Source organism: Pseudomonas sp. AG1028 (genome assembly GCF_007993955.1).
GTDB lineage: Bacteria > Pseudomonadota > Gammaproteobacteria > Pseudomonadales > Pseudomonadaceae > Aquipseudomonas > Aquipseudomonas straminea.
In genome coordinates, this window is the sequence record NZ_VIVP01000010.1 from 229,091 (window position 1) to 250,541 (window position 21,451).

19 protein-coding genes are annotated in these 21,451 nt (G+C 64.2%); 5 read left to right on the forward strand and 14 right to left on the reverse strand.

All coding sequences use genetic code 11. The features are described from left to right. Nucleotides 1–42 precede the first annotated feature (42 nt). From FB481_RS18215 to FB481_RS18225, 3 genes are read right to left on the reverse strand one after another with little or no spacing between them, the layout of a single operon-like run. Nucleotides 43–996: a glyoxylate/hydroxypyruvate reductase A gene (locus tag FB481_RS18215; RefSeq protein ID WP_147177265.1), complete on the reverse strand. Its 954-nt coding sequence runs from the start codon at nucleotides 994–996 to the stop codon at nucleotides 43–45. Next, a complete protein-coding gene (locus FB481_RS18220; protein WP_147177266.1) occupies nucleotides 980–1,735 on the reverse strand; it encodes a class II aldolase/adducin family protein in 756 nt (251 codons plus the stop codon). The genes FB481_RS18215 and FB481_RS18220 overlap by 17 nt, the downstream gene beginning before the upstream one ends. Beyond that, nucleotides 1,732–3,045, reverse strand: a complete 1,314-nt coding sequence (locus tag FB481_RS18225) for an MFS transporter (RefSeq protein WP_147177267.1) — start codon at nucleotides 3,043–3,045, stop codon at nucleotides 1,732–1,734. Before FB481_RS18225 ends, FB481_RS18220 begins: the two co-directional genes overlap by 4 nt. Nucleotides 3,046–3,211: 166 nt before the next feature. Here FB481_RS18225 and FB481_RS18230 point away from each other — a divergent pair, with 166 nt between their 5' ends. After that, nucleotides 3,212–4,177: a LysR family transcriptional regulator gene (locus FB481_RS18230; RefSeq protein WP_027905836.1), complete on the forward strand. Its 966-nt coding sequence runs from the start codon at nucleotides 3,212–3,214 to the stop codon at nucleotides 4,175–4,177. Between the two features lie 244 nt (nucleotides 4,178–4,421). On the opposite strand, the gene FB481_RS18235 is transcribed toward FB481_RS18230, so the two are convergent. The 6 genes from FB481_RS18235 to FB481_RS18260 form a co-directional block, all read right to left on the reverse strand. Further along, a complete protein-coding gene (locus tag FB481_RS18235; protein WP_147177268.1) occupies nucleotides 4,422–5,078 on the reverse strand; it encodes a hypothetical protein in 657 nt (218 codons plus the stop codon). A gap of 186 nt (nucleotides 5,079–5,264) precedes the next feature. After that, on the reverse strand, nucleotides 5,265–6,971 hold the full coding sequence (locus tag FB481_RS18240; protein WP_147177269.1) for an amidase: 1,707 nt from the start codon (nucleotides 6,969–6,971) through the stop codon (nucleotides 5,265–5,267). A 17-nt stretch (nucleotides 6,972–6,988) separates the two neighbouring features. Next, entirely contained in the window at nucleotides 6,989–8,356 is a 1,368-nt protein-coding gene (locus tag FB481_RS18245) for a glutamine synthetase family protein (RefSeq protein ID WP_147177270.1), read from the reverse strand. Nucleotides 8,357–8,422: 66 nt separating this feature from the next. Further along, nucleotides 8,423–9,814 carry an aspartate aminotransferase family protein gene (locus tag FB481_RS18250; RefSeq protein WP_147177271.1) on the reverse strand — a complete coding sequence of 464 codons (1,392 nt, stop codon included), beginning with the start codon at nucleotides 9,812–9,814 and terminating at the stop codon, nucleotides 8,423–8,425. 40 nt (nucleotides 9,815–9,854) lie between these two features. Then, nucleotides 9,855–10,610, reverse strand: a complete 756-nt coding sequence (locus tag FB481_RS18255; protein WP_093506040.1) for an SDR family NAD(P)-dependent oxidoreductase — start codon at nucleotides 10,608–10,610, stop codon at nucleotides 9,855–9,857. Nucleotides 10,611–10,664: 54 nt separating this feature from the next. Beyond that, nucleotides 10,665–11,441, reverse strand: coding sequence for an SDR family NAD(P)-dependent oxidoreductase (locus FB481_RS18260; RefSeq protein ID WP_093506042.1), 777 nt, complete (start codon nucleotides 11,439–11,441; stop codon nucleotides 10,665–10,667). Between the two features lie 91 nt (nucleotides 11,442–11,532). Between FB481_RS18260 and FB481_RS18265 the strand changes: the two genes are divergently transcribed. Beyond that, nucleotides 11,533–12,435, forward strand: coding sequence for a LysR family transcriptional regulator (locus FB481_RS18265; protein WP_013790316.1), 903 nt, complete (start codon nucleotides 11,533–11,535; stop codon nucleotides 12,433–12,435). Nucleotides 12,436–12,461: 26 nt separating this feature from the next. On the opposite strand, the gene FB481_RS18270 is transcribed toward FB481_RS18265, so the two are convergent. Continuing rightward, complete coding sequence (locus FB481_RS18270) at nucleotides 12,462–14,009, reverse strand: sensor domain-containing diguanylate cyclase (protein WP_147177272.1); 1,548 nt, start codon at nucleotides 14,007–14,009, stop codon at nucleotides 12,462–12,464. A gap of 141 nt (nucleotides 14,010–14,150) precedes the next feature. Then, a complete protein-coding gene (locus tag FB481_RS18275) occupies nucleotides 14,151–14,516 on the reverse strand; it encodes a hypothetical protein (RefSeq protein WP_147177273.1) in 366 nt (121 codons plus the stop codon). A gap of 225 nt (nucleotides 14,517–14,741) precedes the next feature. Here FB481_RS18275 and FB481_RS18280 point away from each other — a divergent pair, with 225 nt between their 5' ends. Further along, nucleotides 14,742–15,989, forward strand: coding sequence for an MFS transporter (locus FB481_RS18280; protein ID WP_147177274.1), 1,248 nt, complete (start codon nucleotides 14,742–14,744; stop codon nucleotides 15,987–15,989). On the opposite strand, the gene FB481_RS18285 is transcribed toward FB481_RS18280, so the two are convergent. Then, the gene (locus FB481_RS18285) at nucleotides 15,949–16,470 is read right to left on the reverse strand and encodes a GNAT family N-acetyltransferase (RefSeq protein ID WP_147177275.1); all 522 of its coding nucleotides are present in this window, start codon (nucleotides 16,468–16,470) and stop codon (nucleotides 15,949–15,951) included. The two genes, FB481_RS18280 and FB481_RS18285, sit on opposite strands and share 41 nt — an antisense overlap. Before the next feature lie 179 nt (nucleotides 16,471–16,649). Here FB481_RS18285 and FB481_RS18290 point away from each other — a divergent pair, with 179 nt between their 5' ends. Further along, nucleotides 16,650–18,830, forward strand: coding sequence for a TonB-dependent siderophore receptor (locus FB481_RS18290; protein WP_147177276.1), 2,181 nt, complete (start codon nucleotides 16,650–16,652; stop codon nucleotides 18,828–18,830). A 63-nt stretch (nucleotides 18,831–18,893) separates the two neighbouring features. On the opposite strand, the gene FB481_RS18295 is transcribed toward FB481_RS18290, so the two are convergent. Continuing rightward, complete coding sequence (locus FB481_RS18295; RefSeq protein ID WP_178109897.1) at nucleotides 18,894–20,450, reverse strand: YdgA family protein; 1,557 nt, start codon at nucleotides 20,448–20,450, stop codon at nucleotides 18,894–18,896. 315 nt (nucleotides 20,451–20,765) lie between these two features. On the opposite strand from FB481_RS18295, the gene FB481_RS18300 reads away from it, so the two are divergent. Continuing rightward, nucleotides 20,766–20,984, forward strand: a complete 219-nt coding sequence (locus tag FB481_RS18300; protein WP_013790309.1) for a hypothetical protein — start codon at nucleotides 20,766–20,768, stop codon at nucleotides 20,982–20,984. Nucleotides 20,985–21,222: 238 nt separating this feature from the next. Here the strand turns inward: FB481_RS18300 and FB481_RS23265 are convergent. Further along, the coding region (locus tag FB481_RS23265) for a hypothetical protein (protein WP_218571909.1) at nucleotides 21,223–21,451 on the reverse strand (229 nt) is incomplete at its 5' end.

Sequence of the window (21,451 nt, forward strand, 5' to 3'; positions counted from 1 at the left end):
GTGACAGAGGGGGCGCGCACCCTGGCGGCGCCCGTCGGCAATTCAGTAACCCAGCGCGGGATCGACCTGATGGTTCAGCGGCAGGCCGGCGTGCAGGTGCTGCAGGTTGTCGGCGATCTGCCGGGCGATGCAGGCGTCGGACGCCGCCGACGCCATGTGCGGCGTGACCCACACGCCGGGCGCCTGCCAGAGCGGCGAGTCGCGGTGTAGCGGCTCGCTGGCGAACACGTCCAGCAAGGCGCCGCGCAACTGGCCGCTGGCCAACGCTTCGAGCAGATCGGCCTCCACCAGGTGCTCGCCGCGACCGCAGTTGATCAGCGCCGCGCCCTGGGCCAGATGCCCGAACAGTTCATGGTCGAGCAGGCAGCGTGTGGTGGCGGTCAGCGGCAGCAGGTTGACCAGCAGGTCCAGGCCATCGAGAAAGGCGGGCAATGCGTCGGCGCCGGCAAAGGTGGCGATGCCCTCCAGCTCCCGCGACGTCCGCGCCCAGCCGCGCACTCCATAACCGGCCTGGGCCAGCCGCGCGGCCACTGGCGTGCCGATGGCGCCCAGGCCCATGACGCCGACCCGATAATCCCGCGCCGCGCGCTGCACCGGCCGTTGCCATTGCCGGCTCGCGCGCCCCTCGATCACCTGGTCGAACCCGCGATGAAAATGCAGCACGCCCCAGTGCACGTATTCGGCCATGCCCTGCGAGTGATCGGGGTCGACCACCCGGCACACGGGAAGCCCGGCAGGCCTGGAGCGATCATGTTCAAGATGGTCGACGCCCGAGCCGATCGAGTGGATCAGCCGCAACCCCGGCAAGCGGCCTAGGCTGCCCTCGGCGGGGTACCAGCAGGCCGCGACCTGAGCCCGTTCGGCGCCCGGTTCATCGGGGCGCAGCACCCTGAGTTCGGGGGCATGGCGGGCGAACAGCTCGGCGAGCCAGTCTTCGAGCGGCCGCTCACGGCACAGCAGCACCACGCTGGGCAGGGTTTCAGCGGCACCAGTCATCACGCTGCTCCTCGATCAGGCTGAGAGCGGCCTGCCAGGCCAGGTCGATGATGCCGTCGATGCCGTCGCGGGCGAACTGCGCGGCGGTGTGCTCGCACACCGCTTCGCTGGGAACGTTCAATGCCACGCCCGCCGCCATCGCCTGGATCTGCGCCTGGCAGGCACGCTCCAGGAAATAGATCTCGTGAAAGGCGTGGGCCACGCTCTGGCCGCCGGCCAGCAGACCATGGTTACGCAGGATCATCGCCTTGTGGCTGCCCAGGTCCGCCACCAGGCGCACGCGTTCTTCCAGCGACAGGGCGATGCCTTCGTAGGTGTGATACGCCAGGTTGCCGTAGAACTTCAGCGCATGCTGGGTCAGTGGCAGCAAGCCGTCACGCTGGGCAGCCACGGCCATGCCGGCAGCGGTGTGGGTGTGCACGATGCAGTGCATGTCCGGGCGGGCTTCGTGAATCGCCGAATGGATGACGAAGCCGGCGGCATTGACCCGCCGCTCACCGCCCAGGCGATCCACCACATTGCCGTGCAGGTCGATCAGCACCAGGTCGCTGGCGCGCATCTTCTCGAACGCGACGCCGTAGCGGTTGATCAGAAAGTGATGCGCCGGCCCCGGCACCCGCAGGGTGATGTGGGTGTCGATCAGATCGGTCATGCGGTAGTAGGCGACCAGCCGGTACAAGGCGGCCAGTTCGCAGCGCGCCTGCCACTCGGCATCGCTGATGATCTCGGGCTTGCTCATGGGGTCACGACCTCCGGGTTGGACAGGCTAGGGTGGCGGCGCTCCTCGGCGCGCAGGCGCGACAGGCCGATCACGCCGACCAGCGACATCAGGGCGAGCACGCTGAAGAACAGTGCCAGCGGCATCCATTGCCCGGCGAACTGCCCGGCCAGGTAGGTGCCGATCAGCGGCGTGAGACCGCCGGTCAGGCCGCTGCCCAGTTGATAGGCGATGGAAATGCCCGAGTAGCGCACCTGGGCGGCAAAGGCCTCGGCCATGTAGCCGGCAATCGCCGAATACAGCGCCGCCAGCAGCAACACGGCCAGGGCGATACCGGCGGTCATGTAGACCAGGTTGCCGGTCTGCACGAGCAGGAACATCGGGTACGGCACCAGCATGCACAGCGCCGCCACCCCCTTCAGGAAGCGCCCTTCACCGAAACGTTCGGCCAGTAGTGCCGAACACGGCTGGGAGAGGAACTGCAGGATGGTGACCAGGAACAGGCAATCGAGAATGGTCGACTTGGAGATGCCCTGGTACTGGGTCACGTAGGTGATCATGAAGGTATTGGTGAAGAAGAAACCGCCCGAACCGATGGTCACCGCCGCCGCGGCGAACAGGATCTGCCGCCAGTTGTGGCGCAGCACGTCCTTCACCGGGCTCTTGGAGGTCTGCTTCTGCTCCTTGACCTTGGCGAACTCCGGCGACTCGGGCACGCCGAAACGAATCGCCAGGCCCACCAGCATCAGCACGCCGCTGAGCAGGAACGGCACGCGCCAGCCCCAGGTCATCAGCGCCTCCTGATCCATCTCGCTGATGGCGCGAAAGGCGATCAGCGCCAGCAGCAGGCCCGCCGGGCTGCCCAGCTGGGCGAAGGAGGCGAAGAACACCTTGCGGCCCTTGGGCGCGTGTTCGCTGGCCATCAGCACCGCCCCGCCCCACTCGCCGCCGACCGAAATGCCCTGCAGGAAACGCAGCGCCACCAGGCCGATCGGGCCCCAGATGCCAGCCTGGGCATAGGTCGGCAGCAGGCCGATGCAGGTGGTCGCCACGCCCATCAGCACCATGGTGAACAACAGCATCTTCTTGCGCCCCAGGCGATCACCCAAGTGGCCGAACACCACGCCAGCGAATGGCCGGGCGATGAAGCCGACGGCGAAGGTGGCGAACGCCGCCATGGTGCTCAGCATCGCGTTGTCACTGGGAAAGAACAGCTGCCCGAGCACCAGCGCCGCGGCGAAGGCGTAGATGTAGAAATCGTAGAATTCGATGGTGGTGCCGATGAAGGCGGCCGCCGCGGCACGACGCGGCGTGGAGGTAGGGGTGGTCATCGCAGGCTCCCGGATTCGTTTTTATAGGCAGGAGAAAAAGCTCATCCCCGGTGGGGATCGGTCGCACTCTGGCGGTGCATTGTCAGATCATGCCCCCCGATCCTATGCTAAGCAAAGCTTCTAATTTCAATACTCAAGTATAAGTAAAACGGATACTTAAACGCCTATGAACGCCGGCTACCGCCACGCCGAAGCACGCCGTTTTCTCAACGACCGGCTGGACTGGAACCTGCTGCGCACCTTTCTCGTCATCGGCCAGGAAGGCAGCATCAGCCGCGCCGCTGCGCGCCTGCACCTGAGCCAGCCGGCGGTGAGCCAGGCGCTCAAGCGCCTCGAGGAGCAACTGGAAAGCGCCCTGGTGATCCGCAGCGGGCCGCGCATCACGCTGTCCAAGGCAGGCGAGGAAGTCATGCAGATCGCCGCCGAACTGTACGGCACGGTGTCGCGTCTGGGCCCGGCACTCGACGCGCCGGAAGAAACCGTCGCCGGCAAGATCCGCATTCTGATGATCAGCCGCATCGAGTCGAGCTTCTACGACGACTTCCTGGCCAACTTTCACGTCGACTACCCACGGGTGGAGTTCGAGTTCGACGTGCTGCGCAGCTCCGACGTGGTCAGTGCCCTGCTGCAGAAAACCGCCTCGTTCGGGCTGAGCCTGTGCCGCACGCCACAGCCGCGGCTGGAGCAACGGGTGATGCTCAAGCAGCGTTATGCGTTCTTCTGCGGCAAGCGCCACGCCCTGTTCGGGCGCAACGACCTGAAGCTGGCGGATCTGAAAAGCGAGAACTTCGTGAGTTTCACCAGCGACCAGATTGGCGGCAACCTGTCGCCGCTGACCATCTTTCGCGACCAGCAGGGCTTCACCGGGCGCATCGTCGCCTCATCGTCGAGCCTCGACGAAATCCGTCGCCTGGTCGCCGCCGGCTACGGCATCGGCTGCCTGCCCGAACATATCGTCGCCAAGGACGTGCAAGCCGGCGAAGTGTGGCGCCTGCCGCCGGCGGAGGGAGTGATCGACGTGAACGTCTACCTGCTATGGAACCGCGACCAGAAGCGCACCCACGCCGAGGCGGTGTTTCTGGAGCGCTTCGAACAGGCGCTTCTGGCCACCGACGTGCGCAACAGGTTCTGAGAGCCTGTCATGATTTTTCAGTTCAGGTTCGGCGATTTTGGCAACAAAATGGCGCAAGGGGCCGTCCAACTATCCTGTGGGAACGGGCCATGCCCGTGATTTTTTCGCGGGCATGGACTGGGCGTCCCCGCCCGTTCCCACAATGGATCATTGATGTCCGCTTCTGCCTGGTACCTGCCGCTTCAGGCACACAAGGATCGTGAAGAGGTTCTAAGGCGAGCCGCCAGGGCCGCCCGCCAGCAACTCAGTCCGCCGACGGCTCGCCATAGCGCCAGCGAATGAAGTTGTGCAGGGCCAGCAGGCCGCAGATGATCACGAAGGGAATCAGCAGCACGCCGGCGATGATCGAGCCCCACCAGGCCACGCCGCTTTGCCAGGTTTGGCCCTTGCCGGCGGCCACGAAGGCCAGGCGGGTATCCACTTCGCCAAAGCGAGCATCCGGGTTAAGCACCTGCACCTGCAGACGGTAATCACCGGGCTGCATGGGAAGGCGCGCCACGGCGCGGGTGATCTGGTCGCTGCCGTAACTGGTCAGCTCGGCGCCCAGCGAACCCTGCCCTTCGGACACCAGTTCACCACTTGGGGTGAGCAGTTTCCAGGCCAGGGTCAGCGGCGCTGGCGGGTATTCGACCCACTGCTCGTTCTCCCAGATCGGCCCGCCGGACAGCTTGCGCACCGTGAACAGCGGCAGCTCGGCGGTGGAGAACACCACGGCCAGGGTGTCGAATTCCAGGGTCCGGGTCTCTACCGGCAGCTCGACGGTTTCGCCCTGATCGAGGCGCACCGGGGCGTCCAGCGGCAACGTGGTGGCCCAGACGAAGAACAGCCGGAACGCGATGACCAGCACCAGCAGGCTCAGGCCTACACCGCCCCAGAGAAAGGTTTTGCTCTTGTGACTCAAAGCTCGACTCCCAGCGACTGCTGCAAAAATACAGGCGCAAGGCTACTCGATATGAGGCGTTGGATTCACCTGCGCCAATGCGTCGCAGGCGATGAAAACGCGGGAAATGCAACAGCCCGAAACTCAGGGCCCAGGGAGGTATTCCACGGACCAGACGTTGCCGAACGCGGCAACGTCTGGTGAGGGTCAGACTCCGAGCGGCGGCGTGCGCGGCGGGATCTGCCGTTTGTTGCCGGTCGCCTCGTAGGCGGAAGCCAGTTGCAGCAGCGCGTTGTCGTCGTAGGCGCGGCCGGCGAAGGTCAGACCGACCGGCATGCCGATATCGGCCATCACGCCCATAGGCACGGTCACGGTCGGCACACCGAGATGGCGGATGGCGAGGTTGCCGTTGGCGACCCAGATACCATTGCTCCAGGCGATATCGGCGGATACCGGATTGACGTCCGCATCCGCCGGGCCGACATCGGCCACTGCCGGGAAGATCACCGCGTCGAGCTGCAGGCTGTCCATCCAGTCCTCGAGATCCAGCTTGCGGGTCTTTTCCAAGGCGCGCATGCCTTCCGGTGCGCTGGCCACCTCGTTCCACGGCGTGATACCGCGCTGGGCCATGCGCACGTACTCGTCCATGCCCACGGCCAGGTCATCTTCACGGTTGGGCAACGTGCCCGGCTCGTGAGGGAAGATCTGCGGGCCGTCGACGTCGGCCAGACGATTGAGTTTCGGGTCGTTATTGGCGCGCAGAAAATCATCGAAGGCCCACGCCGTCAGCTCACCCAGTTCGTCGAGCAGGAACTGGTGCGGCACCAGGCCACGGTTGTAAACGGTCGGTGCACCTGGGCGGTCGCCCTCGCAGTTGGAGACCAGCAGGAAGTCCACTTCGATCACCGTGGCACCGGCGCTTTCCAGCGCGGCACGAGCCTGTTCCCACAGCGCGATCACCGAGGCACGTGTATGTATACGCTGGCCGGTGGGGCCGCCGATGCCCGGCTTTTCGCTGGTGCCGGCCAGCTCATCCTTGTTGATGTACATGCGCGGCACGCCCAGGCGTTTGCCTTTCAGCGCTTCAGGCTTGGCTGCCAGAGCAAGGTAAGACGCCGGGCGCACCTCGGACGGTTTGGGCAGCGGCACCCAGGGCTGAAGACGCCACAGGTCGCCACGGGTATCAGGGTCATCAGCGACTACCACGTCGAGCACTTCTAGCAGGTCGCTCATGCTGCGCGCATAAGGCACCACAACGTCCATGGTCGGGGTCAGCGGCCAGTTGCCGCGCACCGAGATCACCCCGCGCGAGGGTGTGTAGGCGCACAGGCCGTTGTTCGACGCCGGGCCGCGTCCGCTCGACCAGGTTTCCTCGGCAAGGCCAAAGGCGGAAAAGCTCGCCGCCGTTGCCGTGCCGGCACCATTGGACGAGCCGGAGGCGAACGGTGCGGTGAGGTAGTTGGCGTTGTACGGGCTTTCCGCACGGCCATACACGCCGCGCTGCATGCCGCCATTGGCCATCGGCGGCATATTGGTCTTGCCCAGGCAGATGGCGCCGGCAGCACGCAGCCGCTCGATGGTGAAGGCGTCGCGTTGGGCGACCAAGTCCTTGAAGGCCGGGCTGCCGGAAGCGGCAGTCAGGCCCTTGACCAGATAACTGTCCTTGGCGGTGTAGGGGATGCCGTCCAACGGGCTCAGCAGCTCGCCGCAGGCGCGGCGGGCATCGGAGGCTTCGGCTTCCTTCAGGGCATCGGGATTACGCACCACCACGGCGTTGAGCGCCGTGGCAGTGTGCGCGCCATCGTAAGCGTCGATCCGCGCCAGGTAGGCCTTCACCAGCTCGACCGCTGTGGTGTGGCCAGCCTCGAGCGCCGCACGCAGCTCGGCGATGGAGACTTCGGTTACTTCGATCATATCGTCACCTTTTCCACTCAGGCGTGGTTCAGATACCAGCGCCAGTCCTGTTCGCCGACCTCAGCCATGAACTGACGGTACTCGGTTTTCTTGATCGCCAAGAACACCTTGAGGAATTCCTCGCCCAGGGCTTCGCGGGCCCAGGTCGACGCTTCCAGCGCGCGCAATGCGGTCAGCCAGTCGGTGGGCAGGAACTCGGTGGCCTGCTCGTAGCCATTGCCGACGATGGCGGCGCCCGGGTCGATCTGCTCACGGATGCCGTGATGGATGCCGGCGAGAATCGCCGCGGCCGCCAGGTACGGGTTGGCGTCGGCGCCGCAGATGCGGTGCTCGATATGGCGGCTGATCGCCGGGCCGCCCGGTACGCGGAACGACACGGTGCGGTTGTTAACGCCCCAGCTCTTGGCCAGCGGCGCGTAGCTGTTGGCCTGGAAGCGACGGAACGAGTTGGCGTTGGGGCAGAAGATCGCCAGGGAGTCGAGCAGCGTGGCCATCATGCCGCCAATGGAGTGGCGCAGCAGCGGCGTGCCCTGCGGGTCCTCACTGGCGTACAGGTTGTTGCCCTGTTCGTCGGCCAGGCTGACGTGCATGTGCATGCCGCTGCCGGCCAGGTCGCCGAACGGCTTGGCCATGAAGCAGGCCTGCAGGCCGTGTTTGTTGGCCACGCCCTTGACCAGGCGCTTGTAGCGCAGGCCTTCATCGACGGCCTGCAGCGCGTCGAAGCGGTGCTCCAGGGTCAGCTCCAGCTGGCCCGGTGCGTATTCGGAAATCGCCGTACGTACTGGCAGGCCCTGAGCTTCGCAGGCCGCATAGAGATCATCGACAAACGGCTGCACCTGCTCCAGCTCGTACACACCGTAAACCTGGGGTGCTTCGGGGCGCACGCCATTCATCTGTACCGCCGGTTGCGGGCGGCCGCTGGCGTCGCGATGCTTGTCGAGCAAGTAGAACTCCAGCTCCACAGCCATTACCGGGTAGAAACCGTCAGCCTTGAGTCGGTCGATAACCCGCACCAGCGCGTGGCGCGGATCGGCTGGCGCGGCAGGCAGGCCCTGAGTCGGGTGCATGCTCACCTGCAGTTGCCCGGTTGGCGTGCTGCGCCAGGGTTGCAGGGTCAGGCTGCCGGGCAGCGGGTAGGTCCAGCAGTCGGCGTCGGCCACTTCCCAGACCAGGCCGGTGGCTTCGACGTCCTCACCCTGCATGGTCAGGGCCAGGATGGAGCTGGGCAGCGGGCGACCGTTCTGGTAGATCGCCAGCAGCTCTTCACGGTGCAGCAGCTTGCCGCGCGGAATGCCGTTGGCGTCGATCAGCATCAGTTCGATGCTGCGCACCTCGGGGTGGGCAGCGAGAAAATCGCGGGCTTCCTGAATGTCGGCGAATTGCATGATCAGTACTCGAAAAGGATGACGGAAACACCGGCGCAATCATCGCGATCGCGCCGGCCAGCAGGGTTAGGCGCGGGCACCGGGAATCGCCAGCAGCTCGCTCAGCCCCTCATCAAGGGTGGCGATCAGCTTGTCGACGTCGGCAGCGGTGGTTTCCGGGCTGCACAGGGTCATGTTGTGGAACGGCGTGATAAGGATGCCGCGGTTGATCAGGTACAGGTGCATGGCCATCTGCAGGTTGTCGTGGAACGCCGCTTCGGCCTCGGCACCGGTTTTCGGCGAAGTGGCACAGAACTGGAACTCACAGCGCGCGCCCAGCTCGGTCACCGACCAGTTCAGGCCGTGCTTGCTGACCAGGCCACGCAGGCCCTCGGCCAGACGTGCCGACAGCGACAGCATGTGCTCGTAGGCAGCAGGCGTCATCACCTGCTCCAGGTTCACCCGCATGCAGCGCATCGCCAGGGCGTTTGCCGAAAGCGTAGTGCCCATGCCGCTGTGGCCGTGGCCACTGCTGGTTTCGCTGGCGTGCTGCTGGGCCAGGCGCATGGCCTGGGCCATTTCGTGGCTGCAACCGTACACCGAGCACGGCACGCCGCCAGCAATCGGCTTGCCGAGGGTGATGAAGTCCGGTTTCAGATTCCAGGCCTTGGTACAACCGCCAGGGCCGGTGGAGATGGTGTGAGTTTCGTCGATGATCAGCAGGCTGCCGTATTTCTTGCTTAGCTCACGGACCTTTTCCATGAAGCCTGGCTCGGGCAACACCATGCCGATGTTGGTCATCGCCGGCTCACAGAGAATCGCTGCCACGTCGCCCTGGGCGAGGGCCGCTTCCAGCGCCGCTACATCGTTGAACGGTACGGCGCGGCTGGTTTTGGCCAAGTTGCGGGCCTGACCGATCAGGCCGCCGCGGTGCACGGTACGGCCCTCCTTGCAGCGCACCATCACATCGTCGACGGTACCGTGGTAGCAGCCGTCGAACACCAGCAGCACCTTACGATTGGTAATGGCGCGGGCCCAACGGACCACGAAGCGGTTGGCGTCGGTCGCGGTAGTCGCCACCTGCCAGAACGGCAGGCCAAAACGCTCGGCGAGCAGTTCCCCGGCGATGATCGCGTCTTCGCCCGGGAGCATGGTGGTCAGGCCATTGGCACCCTGCTCGGCGAGAGCCTTGGCGATGGGATCCGGCGAGTGGCCGAACATGCTGCCGGTGTCGCCCAGGCAGAAGTCGATGTACTCGTGGCCGTCGACATCATAGAAACGCGCGCCCTTGGCGCGGCTGACGAACAACGAACTGGGCATCGACCAGTCGTTCATCCAGTGCATCGGCACGCCGCCGAACAGGGAGTTGCGGGCACGCTTGGCCAGCTCGGCGGATTTCGGGTTGCGTTGCAGGAAAACCTCGCGCTCACGGGCTGCGAAGGTTTCTACGGCTTTATCGTTGATGCCACTCTGGTACATGGGAAGGCTCCTGTTGTTGTCAATTGGGTCGGCGCAACACTCAGTTGCCGGCCGACACACCACAGTCGATTGCCAGGTCCGCGCCGGTGATCGAGCGGGTGCTGCTCTGGCAGAGGAAGAACACCAGATCGGCCACTTCGCCGGGCTGGATGAAACGGGCGGCTTCGCCTTGCGGATACTTGGCGAGCAGCTCCTGGTAGTAGGCGCTCATGTCGCCATTGCCGTAGCGCTCGGCCTGGAACTTGAGCATCGGGGTTTCCACATCGCCCGGCGAAACGCTGTTGCAGCGCACGCCATCGGGGGCCAGGTCCAGCGCCAGCGCCTTGGTCATGACGGTCACCGCGCCCTTGCTCGCGCAGTACGCAGCGGCGTTGCGGTTGCCCTGGCGGCCGGCGTCGCTGGAGATGTTGACGATGGCGCCCTTGCTCTCGCGCAGCGCCGGGATACTGGCCGAGCACATGAAGAAGGTGGCCTTGAGGTTCACGTCCAGCACGATGTCGAAGTCTTCTTCGCTGAATGTCTCCACCGGACCTTCACGCCACACACCGGCGCAGTTGACCAGGGCGTCCAGGCGGCCGGTGCTGGCCAGTAGCGCGGCGACCACCTCGCGGCAGGCGCCGGGCTTGCGGATGTCCGCGGCGTGGGCGCCGACCACCTTGCCAGCGGCCTGCAGGCCAGCCAGGCCGGTTGCGTCCAGGTCGGTACCGAACACGCGCCAGCCGCTGGCGGCGAAACGCTCGCACACGGCCTGGCCGATTCCGCCGAGCACACCGGTAATCAGAACGACAGGTTGCATCAGGTTCACTCCTCGGCTCTGCAAGCCGTTTGGTAATCGGTTGACAGGTTGTGTTCAGGGCGCCTTGTTCTCGATCAGCGCGTTACCGCCATCGATGGTCAGCGTCTCGCCAGTGATGTAGCTGGCTTCCGGCGACGCCAGAAAGGCCACCGCGGCCGCGACTTCTTCGGGATGCCCGGCGCGCCCCACCGGCACGTAGGCGGCGGCGCGCTGTTCTTCCGGCTGGGTGGCGCCGGTGGCGATCCAGCCTGGCGCAACTGAGTTGACGGTGATCCCCTGCCCAGCCACCTCCAGCGCCAGCGACAGGTTGAGGCCGACCATGCCGGCCTTGGCCGCGCTGTAACCGGCCTCACCTGGGTTGCCGACGCGGGTACCGGTCACCGAACTGACGTGCACCACGCGGCCATAACCGCGCTGCTGCATGCCCGGCAGCACAGCGCGGGTAAGCAGGAAGGCGGTGGTCAGGTTGCGCGAGATCGACAGGTTCCAGATATCCAGGCTCATCTTGGAGACCTCGACGAAAGGCTCGGGGCTACCCTGCATGGCCATGCCGGCGTTGTTGACGAGGATGTCGATCTGCCCCCAGCAGGCTTCGGCCCAACGGGCGAAGTCCTGCACCTGGGCCTCGTCGGTCAGGTCGACCGCGCGGCCTTCGGCTTCAAAGCCCGCAGCGCGCAGCTCGGCCACTCGCTCGGCAATGCGCGCGCTGCTGGCGGTGACGATCAGCTTGACGCCCGCAGCACCGAGGCGACGCGCGATGGCCATACCGATGCCACTCTCGCTGCCGGCACCGCTGACCAACGCGACCTGACCTGCCATTGCCCTGAACATACCCACCTCATGAATCGAGTTCTGATGGGCTGGATGCTAAGCGCATAAATCTGATACAAAAAGACAACTGTTATCAGGAAATCTGACAATCATGGTCTTCACCAGCGAATCACTGCGGGTCTTTCTCGCCGTCATCGACGAAGGCTCGTTCTCCGCCGCCGCCCGGGTGCTGGGCCGTGTGCCCTCGGCCGTGAACATGGCTGTCTCGCAACTGGAGGCCGAGCTGGACCTGGAGCTGTTCGACCGTTCGACCCGCAAGGCACTGCCTACGCCCGCCGCCCGCGCTCTGGAGCCACAGGCGCGGCAGGTGGTCAGCCAGCTGAACCTGCTTGATGCTCACGCCTTGCAACTGCACAAGGGCCTGGAGCGGCGCCTGGTGATCGCCATGGCGCCGGAGCTGCAGACCGGCGCCTGGAGCCGGCCGCTGACTACCCTGGCGCGGGAATTCCCGACCCTGGAAATCGAAATCCGCTCGGCCGCACAGACCGACGCAGTGCGCATGATTCACGAGGGCAGCGCGCAGGTGGCGTTGATGTTCGAGCGCCCCGGTATCGATGAACGCGAGGCTTTCGCCGAGGCCGGCAGCCAACTGCTCACCGCGGTGGCAGCGCCGGGCTATCCGTTCGACAGTGAGGGCAAGCGGCTGGATGCCGGGCAGATGGCTGACACCCGTCAGATCGTGGTGGCCAGCGGTGACCCCCAGGCCTCGGAGCCGCAGATCGTGCTGTCGCACCGGGTGTGGCTGACCGACAGCTACATGGCCACCCTCGATCTGGTACAGGCCGGCATGGGCTGGGCGTACCTGCCTCACCCACTGGTACAGCCGATGATCGACTCGGGTGTGCTGGCGGCGGTGAAGTTCGACAACATGGCCAGCCAGATCCGCCTGTGGGTCGATGTGATCTGGTACAAGAGCCGCCCGCTGGGCCTCGGCGCACGCCGTTATCTACAGTTGCTGCGCGAGCAAGTGGAGGCCGGCCCGGCGCGCTCATAGGGTGTGACGGGCAACGGATCGGCAGCTTAAAGCGCAGCCAGTACCACGCGGTTGCGCCCGCCACCCTTGGCGGCGTAGAGCGCCTGGTCGGCAGCGGCCACCATGGCTTCGGCGTCGCTGAAATCGACGCCAGGCACGCCGGCTACCACACCGACGCTCACGGTGATCTGGTCATAGGCGGACTGACGATGTTCGATACCCAGATGCTGCACCGCCTCCCGCACCTGTTCGGCCATGGCCAGGGCCTGTTCGGCGGACACGCCCGGCAGCACGATGGCCATTTCTTCGCCGCCGTAACGCGCTACCAGATCGCCCTCACGGCGCACCCGGGCGCGCATCGCCTTGGCGACCTCGATCAGCGCCTGGTCGCCGCGCTGGTGCCCGTAGGCATCGTTGTAGCCCTTGAAGAAATCCACATCGACCAATGCGAAAGCCAGCGAAGTGCCCTCGTGTCGAGCGCGTAAAAAGGCGCTGGCCAGATAGGCGTCGAGATGTCGGCGGTTGGCCAGACCGGTCAGCCCATCCTCAGTGGCCAGGGTTTTCAGAGTGGTATTGGCGGTCGCCAGGGACTTATGAGCAGCGCGCAGCTCAAGGGCCATGGCAGACTGCCGGCCCAGCGCACGCAGCACCAGCAAGCCCATTATGCCGACGCCGAACACCGCCCCAACGGCAAAGCTCCACATCGTCCAGGCACGCTGCCGCCAGGCCACCAGCGCCTGCTCCTCGGGGGCGGCGACCGCCACCAGCATCGGGTACTTGAGGCTGGAATCGAAGCCGTAGACCCGCCGCACGCCGTCGACGATGGCGTTCAACGTTACCGCTCCCCTTGGCGTGCCACTGTTGATGGCCTGCAGCATCGGGCTCTGGGAAATGTTGGTCAGGTAGGTCTGTGCATCGCTTTCGGAGCGGGCGAGGATGGTGCCATCACGTTTGGCCAGCACCACGATGCCCTGCTCGCCAAGCGGCAGCGAACGGTACAGAGTGCGGAATCGTTCGACGCTGAGGGTGGCCAGGGCGACGCCCTGAAAGGTGCCGTCATCGTCATAGATGCCTTTCGACAACGTGATGACCCACTGTCCGGTGGTTTTGCCCAGCACCGGCTGGCCGATGTACAGCTCGCTGCCGCCACTCTTGCGGTGGTGTTGGAAATACACGCGATCGGCGTTATTGAGCGCCTGGGTGTCGCCATTGGTAGCCAGGAAGTACTGGCCACGAGCGTCGGACATGTACAGGCCATCCAGCTCGCCCAGCTCACGTATCTGGGTTCTGGCCACCTGATTCAGTTTACGAATGTTGGCCTCACCATGGCCGCCGGAGCGGTGCATGGAGACCAGCGCAGTGAGCACGGTATCGGCCACGCGGATGGTCGATTCTGCCTGGCTGTTCAGCGCCGCCGCCAGGGTCTGCATGGCTTCGGTGTTCTTGGCCAGGGCCTGGGCCTTGTCCCAGCGCACGTGCAATGCGGTGGACAGCAGCAAAATGGCGCAGACGAAAACCACCGCGGCGATCAGCAGGCTGCGTGGATTACCCGCACCGGAAGGCAGGTCGAATTGCCGTCGACCGGAATCATGCACGTCTGATACTCCCTGTTCGCCGCCCTGCCATCGCCTGGCCCCTGCCCCTTGGCCGAACAAGCACTGAGCAATCGGGCGCGCACAGCGTACGCACAGATAGGCGAAGTGCCCAGCCCCCTGTGCAGGCGATATAGATCTCGGTCACGGTTGTGTCGAACAAGACGATTCGTCCCTTGCGCAGTCGAGGCTGGCGAACCACTCGGCGTAGGGACTATTGGCGACCAGATAGCGGTTGTAGTCCGGCGCGCCATCGCGCCACCACACCGGCCCGCGCTCGCCCAGCGCGACCTTGCTGGCCTGCACCTGGCCGCGTGCCTGCCGAAGCGATTCGGCGTCGTCCAATGCCTTGGCGGCCTTGACCAGACGACGGGCCTCCATCAGCTCGCCCACCAGTGCCTGGCGCTGCGTCTCGTTCAGCTCCGGACTGGAACAGCGCCACAGCCGACCACGGACGATCAGGTAACGACCGTCGGGCGTGGTCAGAGCGGCAGTCTTGCGTCGGCTCATCGGCTAGAGGCCGCCTGCAGTAGCTGTTGATGGTTATGCATCGAGTCTTGCCATCGGTCGCGGTGTGTTGGAAGTCGACCCGCCTGGCAGCACGGAAGTTTAAGCCATTGCCGAATCGGGCAAGACAGGCGGCGCTTGCGGCCTTAAGCTTGGCGCCCTGTTCCGCCATCCGGGTGACTTGGTTCGAAACGCCAGCAGGCCCGACCGTCATATGAAGCCTTACCCATGAAATCCACGACACCCGATCTCACCCCCGCCACCTCCACCCCGCAGGCCCAGAACTTTCTGCTGCCGGTGGTCGGCGCCGCCGCCTTCTCGCACCTGCTCAACGACCTGATCCAGTCGGTGATGCCCGCCGTGTTTCCGATGCTCAAGGCTCAATTCTCCTTGAGCTTCGCGCAGATCGGCTGGATCGGCCTGGTCTACCAGATCACCGCCTCGCTACTGCAGCCGTGGATCGGCATGTACACCGACAAGCATCCCAAACCCTACCTGCTGCCCTCGGGCATGCTGATGACCTTTATCGGCATCGCCCTGCTCGCCTTCGCCAGCAGTTACGAGATGCTGTTACTGGCCGCGGCGGTGGTCGGCGTGGGCTCGGCGACCTTCCACCCGGAAGCCTCGCGTATCGCGCGGATGGCTTCAGGCGGGCGCTTCGGCACCGCGCAGTCTACCTTCCAGGTCGGCGGCAACTCGGGCTCGGCGCTCGGCCCGCTGCTGGCGGCGGCCATCGTCATCCCCTACGGCCAGCACGCCATCGCCTGGTTCATGCTGGCCGCCGCGCTGGCGATCTTCGTGCTCTGCCGCCTGACCATCTGGAGCGTGCACCACGGCCAGGCCAAGCTGAAGAGCCTGGCCGGCAAGCAGACCGCTGGCCTGGGCCGCGCCCAGGTGATCCAGGCCATCGCAGTGATCTGCGTGCTGATGTTCGCCAAATTCGTTTACATCGCGGCGTTCACCAATTTCTTCACCTTCTACCTGATCGAGCGCTTCGCCATGAGCGTTCAGCAGAGCCAGATCTACCTGTTCATCTTCCTCGCCGCGGTGGCGTTCGGCACCTTCGCCGGCGGCCCGGTGGGCGACCGCATTGGCCGCAAGGCGGTGATCTGGATTTCTTTCATGGGCGTGGCGCCCTTCGCCCTGGCCCTGCCTTACGTCGGCGCCACGGCGACGGCGGTGCTGGCGATCATGATCGGGCTGGTGATGTCCTCGGCCTTCGCCGCCCTGGTGGTTTACGCCCAGGAAGCGGTACCGGGCCGCGTGGGCATGGTGTCTGGATTGATGTTCGGCCTTATGTTCGGCATCGGCGGCATCGGCGCGGCCGCACTCGGTGAGCTGGCCGACGTGCACGGCATCGTCTGGGTCTACCATCTGGTGTCCTTCCTGCCGTTGCTGGGCCTGGCCACCGCGCTGCTGCCGCGCACCCAGCCGCTCAAGCCCCAGGCGCCCGTGGCGACGCCAGCCAGTCGATAAGCTGCCGCCCGCGGCTCAACAGTTCGTACTGCAGGTAGCCGCGAGCATTGACGCCAACCGCGACGAACCCGGCGTGCTCATAGAGCAGCCGGGCCGGATTGTCGCCCCGCACATCCAGGTTCAGTCTCTCCAAGCCCGCCTGTCGCGCTTGCTCGATATAACCCTCCATCAACCTGCGGCCAATCCCCTTGCGCCTGTGCGCCTCGCTGACGTGCAGTGTGCACAGCTCGGCACTGCCCTGCTCCTCTCGCCATAGCGAATAACCCACCAGCTCGCCATCGATACAGGCGATGGTCAGCCGCTCGAAGTTCTCGACCCACTGCTCGATATGCCGCTCGGCAACCATTCGCCAGTCGTGCTCATGCTGCGGTTCCCACTGGCGGATATAGCCCAGTTCGCCCCGGTAGATCGCCGGCAGGTCGGTGACCCGCGCCGGCCGAAGCACCACCACCGCAAGACTATTTTCGAGCTCACGTGTCATCTCGCCCCCTTGGTAGCCATAGGCCGAGCGGCCACTGCTTGCGCCTCTCGACACATTAAACCGTTGATCAACCGAGGTATTTGATCAGGATGCGTTGTCATCGGGGAACTTTTCGGCAATATAATAGTAACGATTCTCAAAATCATAACGTCTACAAATACATATTCAGGGAAGCCTCCATGTCGCGCCTCACCCCGCCCCGCTGCTTCGCTTCGTCCCGCAATCACCTGGCCCTGGCCATCTGCATGGCCGCTATGACGCCGGCCATGGCTCAGGAAAGCCAAGAAATACAGGACGGAGCCGCAAGCGGCGTGCTGGAACTCGGCGCGACCGAGATCACCAACACTCAACTGGGCAGCACCACCGAAGGCTCGCGCTCTTACACCACCGGCGCCATGTCCACTGCCACCAAGCTGCCCATGAGCATGCGCGAAACGCCCCAGGCGACCACTGTGATCACCCGTCAGCGCATGGACGACCTGGGCATGACCAGCATCAACGACGCCATCGACGCTACGCCGGGTGTGTTTCTCAGCTATGCCAGCGGCCCGGGCCGGCAAACCTATTACGCCCGTGGTTTCGAGATCGACAACCTGATGTATGACGGCATCCCCAGCGGCTACAACGGTGTCGGTGTGGGCGTGCAACCAAACCTGGCGATGTTCGACCGGGTGGAGATCGTGCGCGGCGCCACCGGCCTGGTCACCGGTGCAGGCAACCCTTCGGCAGCGGTCAACATGGTACGCAAGCGCCCGCTGGCCGATCAGCGCGTCACTCTCACCGGCGCGGCCGGCAGCTGGGACGACTACCGAGGCGAAGTCGACGCCTCCAGCCCGCTCAACGACAGTGGCACCCTGCGCGGTCGGGTGGTGACGTCCTATCGCGATGCCAACAGCTACGTCGACGGCGCCGAAGAAGATCACGGCCTGTTCTACGCCATCACCGAGGCGGACCTGAGCGACTTCACCACCCTGAGCGTCGGCTTCTCCCACCAGAAGGACAAGACCAACAACTTCTGGGGTGCCTCGCTGGTCGGCCTCGATGGTCGCCACCAGGACCTGCCGCGCTCTTACAACCCGGGCACCAGCTGGGAAAACAAGGAGCAGGAAACCAATACGCTGTTCGCCGAACTGCGCCACCAGCTGGCCAATGACTGGAAGTTACAGGTCAATGCCGATTACTCCGACCTGAACGCGATCTTTTCGGGCTCATACCAATCACGATTCGCCGCAGACAGAAGTCTGCAGCGCACCGTCTGGCAAGCCAAATACGACGAGCACAAGATCGGTCTGGATAGCTTCGTCAGTGGTCCGTTCGAGGCTCTCGGGCGCACTCATGAACTGGTAGTAGGTGCCAGCAAACGCATCGCGGACATGAACACCCACAGCTACAGCCCTTATGTAACAACCTGGCCGGTAGACGGCGGCAAACCGGACTTCACGCGTACCGGCAGCAAGCGCACCGTCACCACCCAAGATGGCGTTTACGTCACCACCCGCCTGAGCCTGGCAGACCCGCTGAAACTGATCCTCGGCGGTCGCCTGGATTGGTACGACTACGACGACAAGGAAAGCTCGACGGCCGATTACAAGGTTACCCGCAACGTCACCCGCTACGCCGGGCTGATCTACGACCTGGATGACCACCACTCGGTCTATGTCAGCTACAGCGACATTTTCACCCCGCAAGACGAGAAGGACAGCAGCGGGACCCCGGTAACCCCTATCGTTGGCAAGAACTACGAAGTGGGGATCAAGGGCGAGTACTTCGATGGCGCACTCAATGCCAGCGCAGCCTTGTTCCGCATCGACCAGGAAAACCGTGCGGTTGAAACCACGCCGCTGGGCTGCCCGCAGGCCAAATGCTACGACGCCGCCGGTGAGGTACGCAGCCAGGGTATCGACCTTGAGGTTCAGGGGGCGCTGACCGAGAACTGGCAACTGGGCGCGGGCTATACCTACGCCCGTGTGCACACCATCAAGGACGCCAAGAATCCGCAGAATGAGAATCAGCGCTTCGATACCGATATGCCAGAGCACCTGTTCAAACTCTCAACCGTCTATCGCTTCCAGGGCCCGCTGGAGAAGTTGCGCGTCGGCGGCAACCTTTCCTGGCAGAGCCGGATGTACAACGATATCCCGTTGGACAACGGCAGCAGCTACCGTCTCAAGCAACAAGCCTACGCCCTCACCAACCTGATGGCAGGCTACGCGGTGAACGAGAATCTGGATCTACAGCTCAACGCCAACAACATCTTCGACAAGAAGTACTACTCGTCGATTTCCACGTCCACGCAGTACGGCGGCGACACCTATGGCGCCCCACGCAACCTGATGCTGACCGCCAAGTACAGCTTCTAAGCCAACACCAGCGCATAAAAAAGCCAGTCGATATGACTGGCTTTTTTGCATCAGCAGCGCGCGTTACTCGGGCTGTTCAGCGCCTTCATCGTACTGCGATCCGTCTTGCGAATCGTAAGCCGAAGGATCGTCACCCAGACCGCCGCCCATGCCGCCGGTCTTGGCCATCACCAGGGTAACGAACTCATCGACGCTCATGTCCTGACCGTTGAAGGTCACCTTGTTGTCGGCGTAATGCAGGCTGGATTGCAGGGCATCGCCTTCCAGGGTCACCAGGCCGGTACCGAGGGCCATGCCGCTGCCCATCTCGGTCATCATCGCTGCCTGCTCTTCGACGGCCTTGGCATCGGTGACGCCTTCGACCAGCGCCTGAACGCGTACGCCATCACCGATCACCGCCTTGGCGACCGACAGTTTGGCGTCCAGCTTGTCGATCACCTGGCGGGCCAGTTCGTCAGGTGGCAGGTCGAAGGACTCAGGCTTGTCCAAGTCCACCGCCACATGCAGCGAGGCCTGGCCATGTTCGGTAGTGAGCGTCAGGTTATCCAGCGCCAGCTGTGGTTTGCCGGCCAGCAGCTTGTCGAGATCGGCCTTCATGCGCGCTTCTTCGTCGGCCGAAAGCTCGGGTTTCGGCGCTTCTTCACCGAGGGCCGCGGCCTGCTGAGCAGGCGTCAGCTTGTCCTGATAGAGCTTGATCAGCGACTGCATCGCCACGCTGTCGAAGTTCTTGATGGACCACAGCATGCGCAGGCCGCCGATGTCCTTGCCGTCATAGCTGACCTTGCCGATGTCGTAACCGATCTGCCCATTGAGCGCGCTACCCGCCTCTTGCAGGCTGCCGGTCTGGGCGATGTCCTTGATCAACAACGCCGGCTTGTCGCCGAACTTGATCTGCGAAGTGGCCAGCTTGATGCTGCTCTCGCCCACGTAGAAATCACCGCTGCCCAGGCGCTGTTCGCTGCTGATGGTCAGGCCGCGCAGGTCAGCCTGCATGGGCGTGTCATCCGTGGTGCTGACGACCAGGCTGTCCATGCCACCACTGACCTGCACGTCCCGGGCATTTTTGCTGGCTTCGATATCCAGGTTCATGCCCGAGAACTTGACCGTGGCGGTTGGCGAAGGTGCGAAGTCCAGCGGCGTCAGCACCAGAGTGCCCTGGGTCGCGCCGCCGTAACCCAGCACGCCTGTACCGGTCAGCGGCGCGGCGCCCTTGGCAGCGTCGAACCACTTCTGGGTCAGCTCGTTAGGCTCCAGCTGATAGTTGCTGGCGGCCATGACCGGCCACAGGTTCAGGCGCGCCAGCCGCGAAAGCGGCAGCGGGCCGTGCTCGATGTTGTCCACCAACAGGATCTCGATATGCCGAGGCTCACCGTCCTTGTCTGGTGCGTCCAGCGAGAAGCGGTAGTGCGCCGTACTGCTGAACAGCCGCGTATCCAGCGACAGCAGTTCGAGTTTGCTGGAAACGCTGGTGCCGAGCAGCGCATCGGCGCTCTGCCGGTTGGCCTCGGCGATCAGATTGTCGAGAACACCCGGTAACTGGGTACCGGTGTACCAGGCCCCGCCGGTACTGATTGCGCCGACCGTTACCAACGCGATTGCTAGTGCTGCTGATTTTTTCATCGTCTGTTCGATGCCTGTCCATGATGAGTTTATGCGGCCTTCCTGGCCTGGCGCGTGGTGCGCGGTGCTGCGAAAGGCGGCGGCAATCTTAGCACTCCGGCACCTGCCGCTCTGTGCGAGCGCTCGCTGTTTTATCGCGCGGCCTATCGCTCATAACGTGGTAAGCGCAGCGGCAGGTCACTCATCGGCAAGTGTCTGGAGCTGCGCAACTTGTGCTGAATCCTTCTGCAGGGCGTGCAGTCATAGCTCAGCAGTGGAGCACGGAATTGTCCGCGCTCGATGCGGCCGCTGACTGGCCATGACCGAGGTGGGTAAATGGCGACACAGAATGAAAGGGTGCTGGAGCAGACCATCATGGCCTTGATGGGTGCCTGCATCGACCTGGGCTACGACATCGACAAGCTGGCGAAGAAGGCCCAGATGCTGGTTCTGGACAACAGCAAGTACAACTACGTCGAGCAGGCCATGCCTTCGACGCCCCACGAAGCCATCGAACGCGCCCTGTCGACGATCAAGAGCGCGCCGAGGATTTGAGTCACGATCTCTATGTACATGAAGCGGCAGTTACAAGGCAGGTGTAGCCATTCGTAGGATGGATGGAGCTTCACCCATCCACCGTTTTGCAATCGCAATGGTGGACAAAAAAAGCGTTGTCCTCCCTACATCACTGAGCGTGCAAGCAACACGGTAATGCTGGCGGACTCATTGTGGCAGCGGGCGGGAACGCTCAGTCCATACCGTGATTTTTCGCGGGCATGACCCGCTTCCACAGTCAGGGGCCTTGCGTCCGCTTACGCCATTTTGCTGCTGCTCGCGATCTTGTGGGAGCGGCTTTAGCCGCGAGTTTTTCAAGGCAAACAAAGAGCTCGCGGCTAAAGCCGCTTGTATGGTGATACTCGAAGGGGGGGTGGGACGACAAAGCCAATTCTGACTGTTCGCAGCAGTACAGACGGTAGGAGACCTCGCCCCACCCCTTCACCAAAGCGCCGATAAAGAATGCA

What these genes read in the sequence shown, in the direction of transcription:
- FB481_RS18250 (WP_147177271.1), bottom strand. Translation starts at nt 9,814, where the DNA reads ATGTACCAGAGTGGCATCAACGATAAAGCCGTAGAAACCTTCGCAGCC.
- FB481_RS18275 (WP_147177273.1), bottom strand. Translation starts at nt 14,516, where the DNA reads ATGAGCCGACGCAAGACTGCCGCTCTGACCACGCCCGACGGTCGTTAC.
- FB481_RS18240 (WP_147177269.1), bottom strand. Translation starts at nt 6,971, where the DNA reads ATGATCGAAGTAACCGAAGTCTCCATCGCCGAGCTGCGTGCGGCGCTC.
- FB481_RS18295 (WP_178109897.1), bottom strand. Translation starts at nt 20,450, where the DNA reads ATGAAAAAATCAGCAGCACTAGCAATCGCGTTGGTAACGGTCGGCGCA.
- FB481_RS18215 (WP_147177265.1), bottom strand. Translation starts at nt 996, where the DNA reads ATGACTGGTGCCGCTGAAACCCTGCCCAGCGTGGTGCTGCTGTGCCGT.
- FB481_RS18225 (WP_147177267.1), bottom strand. Translation starts at nt 3,045, where the DNA reads ATGACCACCCCTACCTCCACGCCGCGTCGTGCCGCGGCGGCCGCCTTC.
- FB481_RS18280 (WP_147177274.1), top strand. Translation starts at nt 14,742, where the DNA reads ATGAAATCCACGACACCCGATCTCACCCCCGCCACCTCCACCCCGCAG.
- FB481_RS18265 (WP_013790316.1), top strand. Translation starts at nt 11,533, where the DNA reads ATGGTCTTCACCAGCGAATCACTGCGGGTCTTTCTCGCCGTCATCGAC.
- FB481_RS18230 (WP_027905836.1), top strand. Translation starts at nt 3,212, where the DNA reads ATGAACGCCGGCTACCGCCACGCCGAAGCACGCCGTTTTCTCAACGAC.
- FB481_RS18255 (WP_093506040.1), bottom strand. Translation starts at nt 10,610, where the DNA reads ATGCAACCTGTCGTTCTGATTACCGGTGTGCTCGGCGGAATCGGCCAG.
- FB481_RS18260 (WP_093506042.1), bottom strand. Translation starts at nt 11,441, where the DNA reads ATGTTCAGGGCAATGGCAGGTCAGGTCGCGTTGGTCAGCGGTGCCGGC.
- FB481_RS18290 (WP_147177276.1), top strand. Translation starts at nt 16,650, where the DNA reads ATGTCGCGCCTCACCCCGCCCCGCTGCTTCGCTTCGTCCCGCAATCAC.
- FB481_RS18285 (WP_147177275.1), bottom strand. Translation starts at nt 16,470, where the DNA reads ATGACACGTGAGCTCGAAAATAGTCTTGCGGTGGTGGTGCTTCGGCCG.
- FB481_RS18245 (WP_147177270.1), bottom strand. Translation starts at nt 8,356, where the DNA reads ATGCAATTCGCCGACATTCAGGAAGCCCGCGATTTTCTCGCTGCCCAC.
- FB481_RS18220 (WP_147177266.1), bottom strand. Translation starts at nt 1,735, where the DNA reads ATGAGCAAGCCCGAGATCATCAGCGATGCCGAGTGGCAGGCGCGCTGC.
- FB481_RS18300 (WP_013790309.1), top strand. Translation starts at nt 20,766, where the DNA reads ATGGCGACACAGAATGAAAGGGTGCTGGAGCAGACCATCATGGCCTTG.